Source organism: Streptomyces sp. CC208A (genome assembly GCF_030010625.1).
Taxonomy (GTDB): Bacteria; Actinomycetota; Actinomycetes; order Streptomycetales; family Streptomycetaceae; genus Streptomyces.
In genome coordinates, this window is the sequence record NZ_JASCXN010000023.1 from 12559 (window position 1) to 26516 (window position 13958).

A 13958-nucleotide genomic window follows, 5' to 3' on the forward strand; every position below is an offset into this window, starting at 1 on the left:
GGCGCCCCGGACCGCTACTGTCTGGCGGGCGGCGCGCACACGCTGGCCGGCCCGCCGTGGGGAGCCGCGCCCCCGCCCTGGGCGCCGGGACGACGCGAGGGACACCCGCACATGAACCCCACCGGTGACGACGCCGAGAAGACCTGGTGCATCTCGGAGATCGACATCTTCCGCGACCTGAGCGGGGCGGAGATGGACGCCATCGCCGCCGCGGCCCCCATGAAGACCTACGGCGCCGGTGAACTGCTCTACTCCCCCGCCCAGTCCTCCGAGGTGCTGTTCATCCTCAAGAAGGGCCGGGTCCGCGTCTTCCGGGTCTCCGCCGAGGGCCGCGCCCTGACCTGCGCGATCATCGCTCCCGGCACCATCTTCGGCGAGATGGTGCTGCTCGGGCAGCGCATGTACGACAACTACGCCGAGGCCCTCGACGACGTCACCGTCTGCGTCATGAGCCGCGCCGACGTCCACCGCTTCCTGCTGTCCGACGCCCGCATCTCCGCCCGCATCACCGAGATCCTCGGCCGCCGCCTCGCCGACCTCGAACAGCGGCTTTCCGACAGCGTGTTCAAGAACGTCGCCCAGAGGATCGCGACCACCCTGCTCACTCTCACCGCCGCCCAGCGCCCGGCCGGCCCCCTGCGCCCCGGTGCCCGCCATCCGCAGATCGCCCTGACCCACGAACAGCTCGCGGCCCTGGCCGGAACCTCCCGCGAGACCGCCACCAAGGTCCTCCACGAGTTCGCCGACCGCGGCCTCCTCCGCCAGGCCCGCGGCCGCATCACCGTCCTCGCCCCCGACCGGCTGCGCGACGAGGCCGGGTAACGTTTCTCCGCTCAGAGCCTGCCGCTCACCAAGGGGCGCGCCCTGAAGCGTCGCGCGGTCACCAGTGCCGCCTCAGCGGCCTTCCAGAGGTCTTCACCGGTCACGTACCGAAGCTCTGCGGCGGATGGAACGATCCTGAGGCTCGCAGCGCGGCCAGAGATACCGGATCCTCGAAGGCGATCGGCCCTTCGAACAACAGACCGCTTCCCTGCGTCGCTCCACTCATGTGCTCGTCGTACTGGCGAAGGCTGTCCCCCGCGCCATACCCACGACGGCCATCGTGGGCGCGGTCGCAAAGAGGAGTATTTACGGTAGCCCGGTCACCCCACCTGGTGTCACGGAACGTCACTGCCGAGAAGCGGATGGAGCGGGGCGGCCAACAGCTCGGCAGCCGGGCTCCCGCCCCTTCAGGGTGCCCACCGCCATACAGCCGGAGGCTCCGCACGGAGGTCGCCAATCATGCGTGACGATCCGTCGGAAACCGCGCCGCCCATGCGTCACGTGCGTCAGATATGCGTCAAGGTATCGCCCGTGACGCACGTAACGCACACTCGGCAAACTTGCAGGTCAGCGGCCCTTCTCGGCAGGCTCAAGGATCGCCACGCACTCGACATGGTGAGTCATCGGAAACAGGTCGAACGCCCGCAGCGTGCGGACCCGATAGCCCGATTCGGCGAAGTAGGCCAGGTCGCGGGCGAGGGCCGCCGGGTCGCAGGCCACGTAAGCGATGCGGCGGGCGCCGAGGCCGGAGAGGTGGCGGACGGTCTGCTTGCCGGCGCCGGCGCGCGGGGGGTCGAGGACGATGAGGTCGACCTCGGTGATGCCGGTGCGCGGGAGGACCGACTCGACCTTGCCCTGTTCGACGCGGACGCGCGGGAAGCCGGCCAGGTTGTGACGGGCGTCCTCCACCGCGCGCTTGCCGGACTCGATGCCGAGGACGGCGCCCTGGTCGCCGACGCGGTCCGCGAGGGCGCCGGCGAAGAGGCCGACGCCGCAGTAGAGGTCGAGGGCGGTGTCGCCCTTGCGCGGGAGGAGGCCCTGCATGACGGCCTTCATGAGGGTGTCGGCGGCCTTCGGGTGGACCTGCCAGAAGCCACCGCTGCTGACGCGGTGGGTGCGGTCGTCGGCGCGCTCGCGGACGAAGGCGCGGCCGTGGACGCGGTGGACGCCGCCGTCCTTCTCGTCGACGCGCATCACGGAGACCGGCTTGTCGAGCTCGACGAGCGGGAGGCGGGCGCCGGGGCGGGGGGTGAGGATGACCTGGCGGTCGTTCGAGCCGGAGGCGGCGATCGCCTCGACGGCGGCCATGCCCTCCCAGGTGCGGGCCTCGACGCCGAGTTCCGAGACGCCCCGCGCCGCGATCATGCAGTGGTCGATCACCTGGACCTCGTGCGAGCGGTGCTTGCGCAGGCCCGCGCGGCCCTCGGGGTCGACGGCGTACTGGACGCGGGTGCGCCACTGCGGGACCTCGCCCGCCGGGAGCTTGTCGCCCTCCGCGGGGACCACGGTGCCGTCCCAGCCGGCCTCCTCCGGGGTGAGGCCCGCGAGCCGCTTCAGCTGTTCGGCGATCACCTCGCCCTTGAGGCGGCGCTGGGCGCCCGGCTTGGCGTGCTGCCAGTCGCAGCCGCCGCACTTGCCCGGGCCCGCGAAGGGGCACGGGGCCTCGATGCGGTCCTTGGACGCCTCCAGGACCTCGACCGCGTCGGCGCGCAGGAAGCGGCTGCTCTCCTCGCCCTCCGTCACCCGGGCCCGGACGCGCTCGCCCGGCAGTGCGTGGCGGACGAAGAGGACCCGGCCCTCTTCCGTGCGCGCGATGCAGTGGCCGCCGTGGGCGACGGGCCCGACCTCGACCTCGTACTCCTCCCCGATCAGGGACTTCACAGGGGTGTTCTGCATGATCGGGGGCTCCTGGGAGAGAAAGGGAGGGAGGAAGACGAGGAGAAGAGAAGCGGGCCGCTGTTCGGACAGCAGCCCACCAGTCTAGTTGCTCTTTCCCGTCGGTTCCTTCCGGGCCTTCTCGACGGGGCCGCGGCGGACCGAGCCCGGCGCGTTCCACTCCTGCCGCTTCTTCGCCCGCTTCTTCGCGGCCTCGGAGGAGCGGAGCTGGTACGGCACCGAGGTCACCATCACGCCCGGGGTGAAGAGGAGCCGGCCCTTGAGGCGGAGCGCGGACTGGTTGTGGAGCAGGTGCTCGTACCAGTGGCCGACGACGTACTCGGGGATGTAGACCGAGACGGCGTCCCGCGGGCTCTCCTGCCGCAGGTTCTTGACGTACTCGATGACCGGGCGGGTGACCTCGCGGTACGGGGAGTCGAGGATCTTCAGCGGCACGTTGATGCCGCGCCGCTCCCACTCCTCCTTCAGCGCCTTCGTCTCGGCCGGGTCGACGTTGACGGTGAGCGCCTCCAGCTCGCCGGCGTGCATGAGCTTGGCGTAGGCGAGGGCCCGGAGGGTGGGCTTGTGGAGCTTGGAGACGAGGACGATCGAGCGGACCCGGGAGGGGCGTACGTACTCGTCGGGGCGCTGCTCGGCGGCGGCGATCTCCTCGGCGACGGAGTCGTAGTGGCGGCGGATCGCGGTCATCGTCACATAGAAGATGACCATGCCGAGGAGGGCGACCCAGGCGCCGTGGGTGAACTTGGTGGCGAGGACCACGACGAGGACGAGGCCGGTGAAGAAGGCGCCGAAGGCGTTGATCGCGCGGGAGCGGATCATGCGGCGGCGTCTGGCCGGGTTCCTCTCCGTCCTGAGGTGCCGGTTCCAGTGCCGGACCATGCCGGTCTGGCTGAGCGTGAAGGAGACGAAGACGCCGACGATGTACAGCTGGATGAGGCGGGTGGAGTCGGCGCCGTAGACCCAGACGAGGAGGGCGGCGGCGCCGGCGAGGAGCACGATGCCGTTGGAGAAGGCGAGGCGGTCGCCGCGGGTGTGCAGCTGGCGCGGCAGGTAGCGGTCCTGGGCGAGGATCGAGCCGAGGAGCGGGAAGCCGTTGTACGCCGTGTTGGCGGCCAGGAAGAGGACGAGCGCGGTGGCGGCGGCCAGCAGGACGAAGAAGAACGTTCTCTCGCCGAAGACGGCGGCCGCCACCTGCGAGATCACCGGGTCCTGGACGTAGCCCGAGCCGACCGGTACCCCGTCGCGGAGGAGGTCCTGGGCGGGCTGCTCGGCCATCCGGACGTCGGTGGCCAGGGCCAGGAAGATGATGCCGCAGAACATGGTGACGGCGAGGCCGCCCATGAGCGCGAGGGTGGCGGCGGCGTTCTTCGACTTCGGCTTGCGGAAGGCGGGGACGCCGTTGGAGATGGCCTCGACGCCGGTGAGGGCGGCGCAGCCGGAGGAGAAGGCGCGCAGCAGCAGGAAGAGCAGCGCGAAGCCGGCGAGGTCCCCGTGTTCCGGCTTGATCTCGAAGTCGGCGGTGGGGGCCTTCATGGTCTCGTCGAGGACGATGCCGCGCCAGGCACCCCAGAGGATCAGGCTGAACACGCCGAAGACGAAGACGTACGTCGGGATGGCGAAGAGGGTGCCGGACTCCTTCACGCCCCGGAGGTTCATCAGGGTGAGGAGGACGATCACGACGACGGCCGAGGTCGTCTTGTGCTCGACGACGAAGGGGACGGCGGAGCCGAGGTTCTCGATGCCGGAGGAGATCGAGACGGCGACGGTGAGGACGTAGTCGACGAGCAGGGCGCTCGCGACGGTGAGCCCGGCCTTCGGCCCGAGGTTGGTGGTCGCGACCTCGTAGTCGCCGCCGCCGCTCGGGTACGCGTGCACGTTCTGCCGGTACGAGGCGACGACCGTGAACATGAGGATGACGACGGCCAGCGCGATCCACGGGCTGAAGTGATAGGCCGACAGACCGGCGACGGAGAGGACCAGGAGGACCTCGCCCGGCGCGTACGCCACGGAGGAGAGCGGATCGGAGGCGAAGACAGGGAGGGCGACCCGCTTGGGGAGGAGCGTCTCTCCCAGCTTGTCGCTGCGCAGGGCACGCCCGATCAGGATCCGTTTGGGCACGTCGGTCAGTTTTGGCACGCGGAGGATCGTAAGCGTTGGGAAACCGTCGGGACCACCGCCCCTCCCGGATCCGCACCGGATCTTCTTGAGCATCCCCTCGGATGCGGCCCCCTCCGGCGTTGCCGCTTAAGCTCGGACCGGGCAACCCGGCAGGGTGTTGTCCGCCGCGGCCCGGGCCGATCGGGCGAGGAAAGTTGTGAGCAGGGTGTTTTCGCGGGTCAGCGAGCGAAGCGAGATGGGGGTGCCCCCGGCCGAAGGCTGGGGGAGGGGCAGCGGGCAGGTCAGCGAGCGGGCTGGCGGACAGAGCGACGAACAGGTCGGCGAGCGGGTCGGCAGGGCGATCAGGAGTGCGGGGTAACGGGGACGTGCACATCGTCATCATGGGCTGCGGTCGCGTGGGAGCCGCTCTCGCGCAGACCCTGGAGCAGCAGGGCCACACGGTCGCCGTGGTCGACCAGGACCCGACGGCCTTCCGCCGCCTGGGCTCCGGTTTCGGGGGCCGTCGTGTCACCGGGGTGGGCTTCGACCAGGACACGCTGCGCGAGGCGGGCATCGAGGAGGCCGGCGCCTTCGCCGCGGTGAGCAGCGGCGACAACTCCAACATCATCGCCGCCCGGGTGGCGCGCGAGATGTTCGGCATCGAGAACGTGGCGGCGCGGATCTACGACCCCCGGCGCGCCGAGGTCTACCAGCGCCTGGGCATCCCGACGGTGGCGACGGTCCGCTGGACCGCCGACCAGATGCTGCGCCGGCTGCTGCCCTCGGGCGCGGAGCCGCTGTGGAGCGACCCGAGCGGGGGCGTCCAGCTCGCCGAGGTGCACACCTCCCCGGCGTGGATCGGCCACCGGATCAGCCGGCTGCAGGACGAGACCGGTGTCCGGGTCGCCTTCCTCACCCGGCTGGGCGAGGCGGTCATCCCCACCTCGCAGACGGTGCTCCAGGAAGGTGACCTGGTGCACGTGATGATGCGCACGGACGAGATCACCAAGGTCGAGGCGGCGTTCGCCGAGGGTCCCGAGGAGGGCGGTCACTGATGCGGGTCGCGATTGCGGGCGCGGGCGCGGTGGGCCGTTCCATCGCGGGCGAGCTCCTGGAGAACGGTCACGAGGTCCTGCTCGTCGACAAGGCGCCGACCGCCATCTCGGTGGAGCGGGTGCCGCGGGCGGAGTGGCTGCTCGCCGACGCCTGCGAGATCACCTCGCTGGACGAGGCGGCGCTCCAGCGCTGCAACGTGGTCATCGCGGCCACCGGCGACGACAAGGTGAACCTGGTCGTCTCGCTGCTCGCGAAGACCGAGTACGGCGTGCCGCGAGTGGTCGCCCGGGTGAACAACCCGAAGAACGAGTGGCTGTTCAACGAGGCGTGGGGCGTGGACGTGGCCGTCTCCACCCCGCGTCTGATGTCGGCCCTGGTGGAGGAGGCGGTGAGCGTCGGCGACCTGGTCCGGCTGCTGCGCTTCAGCCACGGCGACGCCAACCTGGTGGAGCTGACGCTGCCGCCGGAGTCGGCGCTGGCGGGGACGCAGGTGGGCGAGGTCGCCTGGCCTCAGGACACCTCGCTGGTGACGATCATCCGCGGTTCGCGGGTGCTCACGCCGGGCCCCGAGGAGACCCTGGAGGCCGGGGACGAGCTCCTTTTCGTGGCGGCGCAGGCACGCGAGGAGCAGCTGGAGGAACTGCTCCAGGTGCGCCGGGAGTCCACGGAGTCGTAAGGCGTACGGATACGTCGAGGCGTACGGATACGGGGAAGGGCCCGGGACCGGCGACTGGTCCCGGACCCTTCCGCGTACGCGGGGGGCGCGGCTACGGGCTACGCCTCCGGATGCCCCGGAGAGCCGGCGGCCTCCGCGGCCTCGCGTGCCTCCGCGGCCCTGCGCTCCTTCTCGGCCTTCTCCTCCGCCTCCATCTCCGCGAAGACGTCGATCGGCGGCGGCGCCTTGGCGAGGAAGACCCAGGTGAGGTAGACGGCGAGCAGGAAGGGCGGGATCTTCAGGGCGACGAGGACCCAGCCGAGCTGGGTGGTGTCGGCCCACCAGTAGAGCGGGAAGAGGATCGCGCACTTGGCGAGCAGGATGAGGCCCCAGGCCCAGCTGGCCTTCGCGTACGCCTTCTTCCGTCCCGGGTTCCGGGTCCGCCAGGAGAGGTTCTCCTTGAAGACCGGGCCGAGGATGAGGCCGATCAGCGGGACGCCGGCGAGCGTGGTGATGATGTACGCGAGGCCGAGGCCCAGGGTGTACAGCATGCCGGGGAGGTAGAAGTCCTTGGCGTTCCCGGTCATCATCGCGAAGACGACACCGAAGGCGACGCCGAAGACGCCGCTGAAGGCGTGCTTGACGGTGTCGCGGCGGATGAGCCGGACGGCGACGAGGACGAGGGAGACGCCGAGCGCGGCGATGGCCGAGAGGTGCAGGTTCTTGTTGATCGTGTAGATCGTGACGAAGAGCAGTCCGGGAAGGACCGTCTCGACCATGCCCCGGACGCCGCCGAACGCCTCGAAGAGCGCGGCCTCGGTCACCGCCTTGTCGGTCCGGGCGCCCTGGTCCGGGGTCGGCGGTGCGGTGGTCGGCTTGTCGACGGACGTCACCGGCTACTCCTGTCCGAGCGGTCGGAGCTCGTATCGGGGATTGAAGAGGACCCGCCGGCCGTGGCTCATGGAGATCCGGCCGGAGGCGATCAGCTTGCGGCCCGGCTCGATGCCCACGATGGAGCGACGGCCCAGCCAGACGACGTCCAGGGGTGCCGTGCCGTCGAAGAGCTCGGCCTCCAGGGCCGGGACACCGGCCCGGGGGCGCAAGGTGACCGTGCGCAAGGTACCAGTCACCCTGACGATCTGGCGGTCGGAGCAGTCGGAGATCCGCGTGCAGCCGGAGGCCGCCGTGTCCTCCTGGAGCTCCTCCGACTCCAGGTCCTCCGTCGAGGAGGACAGCCGGTCGAGCAGCCTGCGGAACCGGCCGGCCGGCTTGTCGGGACGGGGTGCAGCACTCATACCGAAAGCGTACCGGCCGTGCCCCGCGCGGGCCGATCCCTTCCCCCGGACCCTTCCCATACCTTCGCATCAGCGTTCGAAGCGGTAGCCCATGCCCGGTTCGGTGACGAAGTGGCGGGGGTGGGAGGGGTCGGTCTCCAGCTTGCGGCGGAGCTGGGCCATGTAGACCCGGAGGTAGTTGGTCTCGGTGCCGTACGAGGGTCCCCAGACCTCCTGGAGGAGCTGCTTCTGACTGACCAGACGGCCGCCGTTGCGGACCAGGACCTCCAGGAGGTGCCACTCGGTGGGGGTGAGCCGGACGTCCCGGCCCTCGCGGTGCACCTTCTTGGCGGCGAGGTCGACGGTGAAACCCTCGGTCTCGACCACGACGACGTCGTCCTCGCCGCCGCCGAGGGGTTCGGCTCGGCGGACGGCGGCGCGCAGCCGGGCGAGGAGCTCGTCCATGCCGAAGGGCTTGGTGACGTAGTCGTCGGCGCCGGCGTCGAGCGCCTCGACCTTCTCGTCGGAGGTGTGCCGGGCGGAGAGGACGATGATCGGGACCCGGGTCCAGCCGCGCAGCCCCTTGATGACGTCGACGCCGTCGATGTCGGGCAGACCGAGGTCGAGGACGACGACGTCGGGGTGGCGCTCGGCGGCGAGCTTGAGGGCGGTGGCGCCGTCGGCGGCGGAGTCGACCTCGTACTTCCGCGCCTTGAGGTTGATCACCAGGGCGCGGACGATCTGTGGCTCGTCATCGACCACGAGAACCCGGGTCATGTCGGGGGCCTTCCTTCTGCTGGACGGGGTGGGGTACGGAATGAGCTACGGGGGTGGGATCGGGTACGGGCAGGGGGCGCGGTCTCAGCCCACCACGCGGACCGGCACGCCGACGGCCGTCTCCGGCGGGGCGGCGACGTCCGTCTCCGGGAAGACGCCGCCGTGGTACTCGATCTCGTGACGGGGCAGCGGCTCGGCGAGCAGGGCGTACGTCTTGCCAGCGCCGGGCGCCGCGCCCAGGTCGATCCGAAGCCTGCCAGGTCCCATGCCCTGACCCTACGTCCGGCCGATCGGACATTCCGTACCCCGAGGAACGCCCCGGTGCGGTATTGACGTGATCCTGATGCCCGCCGGGGCGGCGGAATGCCGGCGGGCCGGAGAGCTCAGAGGGCCCAGAGGGCTCAGGCCTCGGCGGTCTCGGCTATCTCGCCGTCGCGGAGTTCGAGGACCCGGTCGGCGAGGCCGAGGAGCTGGTGGTCGTGGGTGGCGACGAGGGCGGTGCAGCCCTCGCTGCGGACCACGGCCCGCAGCAGCTCCATCACGGCGAGGCCGGTCTCGGCGTCGAGCTGGCCCGTCGGCTCGTCGGCGATGAGCAGGGCCGGCTTGTTGGCGAGGGCGCGGGCAATGGCGACGCGCTGCTGCTGGCCGCCGGAGAGCTCGCCGGGCCGCTGGTCGGCGTGGTCGGCGAGGCCGACGAGGGCGAGGAGCAGGGCCACCCGCTCCTCGCGCTCGACGGGGTCCGCCTCGCGCAGCCGCAGGGGGACGCCGACGTTCTCGGCGGCGGAGAGGATGGGCAGCAGGCCGAAGGACTGGAAGATGAAGCCGATCCGGTCCCGCCGCAGTGCCAGGAGGCCCTCCTCGCCGAGGGTGGAGAGGTCGGTGCCGTCGATGACGATCCGGCCGCCGTCGGCGGAGTCGAGGCCGCCGACGAGGTTGAGCAGGGTGGTCTTGCCGGAGCCGGAGCGGCCCTTGAGGGCGATGAGCTCGCCGCGGGGGATCTCGAAGGAGACGCCCTTGAGGGCGTGGACGGCGGCCTCGCCCTCGCCGAACGTGCGGCGCAGGTCCTCCACCCGGATCATCGCCCCCCCGGCGGAATCCTCGGCGACGGCCGTCGCGGACCGCGTGCTGTTCTCGCTCACTCTGCGTTCCCCCCTCGTCGAACACCTGCGCTGACCAGTATGGTCGGCCGCCACCCGGCAGACCAGGGCCCGCGACCCGGACCCCACCCCGATCTCCCGGCGCCCGATCCCCGAGGGGACCGCTCAGGGGACGCTCAGGGCCGGGCCGGGGTTTTCTCCGTACAACCCTGTTCTTCGTACAGCCCAGTCTTTGTACAGCCCTGTTTTTTCTCCGTACGGGCCTGCGGCCGCCGGTCGCCGTGCGCCCCGGAAAAGGCCGGTGGGCCGCCGCCCGTACGTCGTGCGTACGGTCGGCGGCCCACCGGGCCGGGGTTTCCTGTGTGCCGGCGGATGTGTCAGCGGACCTCGGAGATCTCCGGGCCGCGCTGGAGCTGGCCCATGCCGCCGGAGAAGCGGGAACCGGCCTGCTCCTCCTGCTGGACGCCGTCCGGCACCATCTGGGCGTCGTTCGGCAGCTTGAGGACGATCGGGTCGCGCGGGGCCATCGGGCCCTCGCCGCGGACGACCACGGTGTCCCGCACGATCTGCTCCAGGAGGCCGGCCGCCTCGGGCTGCACCGCGCCCTGGCCGGAGATGACACCGCGCAGGAACCAGCGCGGGCCGTCGACGCCGACGAAGCGCACGATCTGCACGCCGCGGTTGCCGTCGGGCAGCTGGACGGGGACCTGCGCGCGCAGCTCCCAGCCGAGGGGACCCTCGACCTCGTCGATGGCGCCGCCCTGCTGGACGATGCCGGTGGCGATCTCCTCGCGGACCTCGCCCCAGATGCCTTCCTTCTTGGGCGCCGCGAACGCCTGGAGCTGCACGGCGCTGTCGCGCAGCACGATGGTCGCGGCGACGATCGCGTCGCCCGCCACCTCCACGCGGAGCTCCATGCCCTCGACGCCGGGCACATAGAGGCCGCCGAGGTCGACGCGGCCCTCTTCGGGCTTGGCGACCTCGGAGACGTCCCAGGGACCGTCGGGCCGGGGCGCCGGCGGAAGGTTCACCTTGCGCGGCTGCTCGGCCGCGTCCGCGGCGTCCTCGCCTGCCACGGCGTCGACGACCTGCTCGGCCTCGCCCGCCGTGTCGGCGGCACCGCTCTTCTTGCGACGTCCGAACACGTCACTGTCCTTCCCGGTCGGATACGACCGAAGCGTATCGATTCCCACCCGTTGTGCCGTCCACGGCGGCATGACCGCCGGTGGACCCGAAGCCCCCCTCGGCCCGCGCCGAGCCGGGAAGCTCCGCCACCTCGTGGAAGCGCACCTTCTCGACCTGCTGGACGACTAGTTGGGCAATCCGGTCGAACCGTTCGAACCGCACACTCTCGCGCGGGTCGAGATTGACCACGATCACCTTGATCTCTCCACGGTACCCGGCATCCACCGTCCCCGGGGCATTCACGAGCGCGACTCCGCAGCGGGCGGCCAGTCCGGAACGGGGATGGACGAAGGCGGCGTAGCCGTCGGGGAGGGCGATCGAGACGCCTGTGGGCAACACGGCGCGCTCGCCGGGGGCCAGGACGGCGGCCTCGGTGGTGACGAGGTCGGCGCCGGCGTCGCCGGGGTGGCCGTAGGCCGGGATCGGCACGTCCGGGTCGACCCGGCGGATCAGTACGTCGACGGGAGGGCGCATCAGGGGTTCACCTCGAAGGCGCGGGCGCGCCGGACCTGGTCGGGATCGGCCATGACGGCCTGGATCTCCTCCGGCCGGCCGTTGTCGATGAAGTGGTCGACCTTGACCTCGACGAACATGGCGTCGGCGCGGACGGCGACGGGCCCGTCGGGGCCGCCGATCCGGCCGGTGGCGGTCGAGTAGATCTTGCGGCCGTGGACGGCGGTGACCTCGGCCTGGAGGTGGAGGACGGTGCCGACCGGCACGGGCCGGCGGAAGTCGGTCTCCAGGCGGCCGGTCACGGCGATGACACGGAGCAGCCAGTTCAGGGAGCCGAGGGTCTCGTCGAGCGCGGTGGCGAGCACGCCGCCGTGGGCGAGGCCGGGGGCACCCTGGTGGTCGGCGGTCACGGTGAACTCGGCGGTGACGGTCACGCCCTCTCCCGCGCGCGCGTCCAGGTGGAGCCCGTGGGGCTGTCCGTCGCCGCACCCGAAGCAGTGGCCGTAGTGCGAGCCGAGCGCCTCGCCGGGGGCGGGCGCGTCGGGGTGGCGGGTCGGCGCCACGGCGTCGGCCGGCGGGGTGAGGGCGGCAGATGTTGCAGTCACAGGCGCAGACCTTACCCGCGCGGCCGCGCGCGGGTCGCGCCGTGCCAAGCTTGGACGCATGCAGCCTTCCGCACCGTCCCCGGTCCCCTCCTCCGACTCTCCCTCCTCCCCGGCGGCGCCGCGCTTCGACGAGCGGCTGACCGTGCCCGGTTCCTGGTGGGTGATCGTCGGTCTGCTGGCCCTGTCCGGCGGCCTGATCACGCTGCCGCTGGGGGCGGTGCCGATGCTGGGCGGTCTGATCGTGGCGGGCGTGGCGGCCGGTGTGGCGGTCTCCTCGTACGGCTCGGCCCGGATCCGTGTGGTGGCCGGTTCGCTGGTGGCGGGCGATGCCCGGGTTCCGGTGTCGGCGCTGGGGGCGGTCGAGGTGCTGGACGAGGAGGAGGCACGCGCCTGGCGCACCCGCAAGGCCGATCCGCGCGCCTTCATGCTGATGCGCAGCTATGTGCCGCGGGCGGTGCGGATCATGGTCACGGACCCGGCGGACCCGACCCCGTACCTGTACCTGTCGAGCCGTGACCCGGAGGGCCTGGCGGCGGCCGTGGAAGCGGTACGGGCCGAAGGCTGAGCCCGCGGGGGGCGCGGTGTCGCCCCGGGGCCGCTCCTGGCGGCCCCTGCGGTCTAGAAGCCCAGTTCCTTGGGGTTCTCGGGCTGCTCCAGGGGCGGCAGTCCCGTGAGCCTGTCCCAGGGGACGCGGCGGGCTCTGAGGTCCTTGCGGATGCGCTCGGCGAGCTTCTTGGTGTCGCGCCGGTTCATGACCGCGCCGACGGCCGCGCCGACCATGAACGGGGTGAGGTTCGGCAGGTTGCGGACCATGCGCTTCATGATCTGCTGGCGCAGTTCGCGTTTGAGCTGTCCGCCGAGGGCCGCGTTGATCGTGGTGGGCCTGAGGGGGTCGATGCCCCGTTCCTCGGCCCAGGAGGTCAGGTAGGCGGCCGAGCGCTGGGCGAGGCTGCCGGACGGGCGCAGGCCGTAGACCTCGTGGAGCTCGGCGATGAGCTTGAGCTCGATCGCGGCGACGCCGGTGATCTCGGCGGCCAGTTCGGCCGGCATGGCCGGCGGGACGGGGAGCATGGCGGCGGCGCCGATGCCCGCGCCGACGGTCGAGCTCGCGTTGGCCGCGCCGAAGACCAGTTTGTCGGCGAGTTCCTCGGGGCCGAGCCCTGGGAACTGTTTCCGCAGGGTGGCGAGGTCGCGGACGGGGACGCGCGGGGCCAGGTCGATGAGGCGGTCGGCCAGGTACCCGATGCCCGCCTTGGCCCCGTCGCCGCCGCGTTTCACGCCCTGCCTGACGCCTGCCACGCCGCGGCGGACGGCGTCGATGCGGGCGCCTTCGATCTTGATCCGGTCGAGCTGCGTGCGCGCCGGATCGGCCAGTCGCCTGAGGGCGCCCGGCCTTCCGTGACGGCTGTCGTCACGGGCCTCGGACACCTCGGGGTCCGAGGGGCCCTCGGGGTCCCGCTCCGCGGGGAGCGGCGCCCGGCCCTGCGCCGGGACGGCGGCAGCTTCGAGCGAGGCCGTGGGGCCTCGCCCGTCGTCCACCACGCCGAAGGAGGGCAGGGGGGCGGCCTGCACGGCGTCGAGGGCCTCCTGGGCGCCCTCCGTCGGGCCGGTGCCGCCCTTGTACGTCCGGGGCTTCCCGGGAAGCCTCAGACGCCGTTTCCGAGACGGTGTGTCGCCTGCCACGGCCGCGCCTGACTCAGTCGCAGTCGCGGCAGATCGGCTGACCGTTCTTCTCGCGCGCCAGCTGGCTGCGGTGGTGCACCAGGAAGCAGCTCATGCAGGTGAACTCGTCGGCCTGCTTCGGCAGGACCCGGACGGCCAGTTCCTCGTTCGAGAGATCGGCGCCCGGGAGCTCCAGGCCCTCGGCGGCCTCGAACTCGTCGACGTCGACGGTCGAGGTCGACTTGTCGTTCCGGCGAGCCTTGAGCTCTTCGAGGCTGTCCGAGTCGACGTCGTCGTCGGTCTTGCGTGGGGTGTCGTAATCCGTTGCCATGTCGCTCTCCCCCTCTGGGTGGTTGCGGTGTCTCAGCGCACGTAACGC

At 71.7% G+C, this 13958-nt stretch carries 16 protein-coding genes; 4 read left to right on the top strand and 12 right to left on the bottom strand.

All coding sequences use genetic code 11. The features are described 5' to 3' along the window. Nucleotides 1-111: 111 nt before the first annotated feature. Complete coding sequence (locus QK442_RS23310; protein ID WP_282695988.1) at nucleotides 112-822, top strand: Crp/Fnr family transcriptional regulator; 711 nt, start codon at nucleotides 112-114, stop codon at nucleotides 820-822. A gap of 567 nt (nucleotides 823-1389) precedes the next feature. Here QK442_RS23310 and QK442_RS23315 read toward each other — a convergent pair. Both QK442_RS23315 and QK442_RS23320 read right to left on the bottom strand, forming a co-directional pair. Continuing rightward, the gene (locus QK442_RS23315) at nucleotides 1390-2718 is read right to left on the bottom strand and encodes a TRAM domain-containing protein (RefSeq protein ID WP_282695989.1); all 1329 of its coding nucleotides are present in this window, start codon (nucleotides 2716-2718) and stop codon (nucleotides 1390-1392) included. Between the two features lie 84 nt (nucleotides 2719-2802). Next, a complete protein-coding gene (locus tag QK442_RS23320; protein ID WP_282695990.1) occupies nucleotides 2803-4854 on the bottom strand; it encodes an APC family permease in 2052 nt (683 codons plus the stop codon). A gap of 347 nt (nucleotides 4855-5201) precedes the next feature. Here QK442_RS23320 and QK442_RS23325 point away from each other — a divergent pair, with 347 nt between their 5' ends. Both QK442_RS23325 and QK442_RS23330 read left to right on the top strand, forming a co-directional pair. Then, nucleotides 5202-5870 (top strand): TrkA family potassium uptake protein, encoded by a 669-nt coding sequence (locus QK442_RS23325; RefSeq protein ID WP_282695991.1) that lies wholly within the window; start codon nucleotides 5202-5204, stop codon nucleotides 5868-5870. After that, nucleotides 5870-6547, top strand: coding sequence for a TrkA family potassium uptake protein (locus tag QK442_RS23330; RefSeq protein WP_282695992.1), 678 nt, complete (start codon nucleotides 5870-5872; stop codon nucleotides 6545-6547). Before QK442_RS23325 ends, QK442_RS23330 begins: the two co-directional genes overlap by 1 nt. 98 nt (nucleotides 6548-6645) lie before the next feature. On the opposite strand, the gene QK442_RS23335 is transcribed toward QK442_RS23330, so the two are convergent. The 8 genes from QK442_RS23335 to QK442_RS23370 form a co-directional block, all read right to left on the bottom strand. Continuing rightward, nucleotides 6646-7419: a DUF3159 domain-containing protein gene (locus QK442_RS23335; protein ID WP_282695993.1), complete on the bottom strand. Its 774-nt coding sequence runs from the start codon at nucleotides 7417-7419 to the stop codon at nucleotides 6646-6648. A 3-nt stretch (nucleotides 7420-7422) separates the two neighbouring features. Then, entirely contained in the window at nucleotides 7423-7821 is a 399-nt protein-coding gene (locus tag QK442_RS23340) for an OB-fold nucleic acid binding domain-containing protein (RefSeq protein WP_282695994.1), read from the bottom strand. 69 nt (nucleotides 7822-7890) lie between these two features. After that, complete coding sequence (locus tag QK442_RS23345) at nucleotides 7891-8577, bottom strand: response regulator (protein WP_282695995.1); 687 nt, start codon at nucleotides 8575-8577, stop codon at nucleotides 7891-7893. Between the two features lie 84 nt (nucleotides 8578-8661). After that, entirely contained in the window at nucleotides 8662-8844 is a 183-nt protein-coding gene (locus QK442_RS23350) for a hypothetical protein (protein ID WP_282696079.1), read from the bottom strand. Between the two features lie 134 nt (nucleotides 8845-8978). Then, nucleotides 8979-9656 carry an ABC transporter ATP-binding protein gene (locus tag QK442_RS23355; RefSeq protein ID WP_282696073.1) on the bottom strand — a complete coding sequence of 226 codons (678 nt, stop codon included), beginning with the start codon at nucleotides 9654-9656 and terminating at the stop codon, nucleotides 8979-8981. Nucleotides 9657-10051: 395 nt separating this feature from the next. Beyond that, nucleotides 10052-10819, bottom strand: coding sequence for a DUF3710 domain-containing protein (locus QK442_RS23360; RefSeq protein WP_282695996.1), 768 nt, complete (start codon nucleotides 10817-10819; stop codon nucleotides 10052-10054). Between the two features lies 1 nt (nucleotide 10820). Beyond that, nucleotides 10821-11333: a dUTP diphosphatase gene (gene dut / locus QK442_RS23365; protein ID WP_043230240.1), complete on the bottom strand. Its 513-nt coding sequence runs from the start codon at nucleotides 11331-11333 to the stop codon at nucleotides 10821-10823. Beyond that, nucleotides 11333-11917 carry a PaaI family thioesterase gene (locus QK442_RS23370; protein ID WP_282695997.1) on the bottom strand — a complete coding sequence of 195 codons (585 nt, stop codon included), beginning with the start codon at nucleotides 11915-11917 and terminating at the stop codon, nucleotides 11333-11335. The genes dut and QK442_RS23370 overlap by 1 nt, the downstream gene beginning before the upstream one ends. A gap of 58 nt (nucleotides 11918-11975) precedes the next feature. Here QK442_RS23370 and QK442_RS23375 point away from each other — a divergent pair, with 58 nt between their 5' ends. After that, nucleotides 11976-12482, top strand: a complete 507-nt coding sequence (locus tag QK442_RS23375; RefSeq protein WP_282695998.1) for a DUF3093 domain-containing protein — start codon at nucleotides 11976-11978, stop codon at nucleotides 12480-12482. 53 nt (nucleotides 12483-12535) lie between these two features. Here the strand turns inward: QK442_RS23375 and QK442_RS23380 are convergent, their stop codons facing one another. Then, nucleotides 12536-13600, bottom strand: coding sequence for a hypothetical protein (locus QK442_RS23380; RefSeq protein ID WP_282695999.1), 1065 nt, complete (start codon nucleotides 13598-13600; stop codon nucleotides 12536-12538). A gap of 13 nt (nucleotides 13601-13613) precedes the next feature. Beyond that, nucleotides 13614-13910 carry a DUF4193 domain-containing protein gene (locus QK442_RS23385; RefSeq protein ID WP_003955561.1) on the bottom strand — a complete coding sequence of 99 codons (297 nt, stop codon included), beginning with the start codon at nucleotides 13908-13910 and terminating at the stop codon, nucleotides 13614-13616. Nucleotides 13911-13958 lie beyond the last annotated feature (48 nt).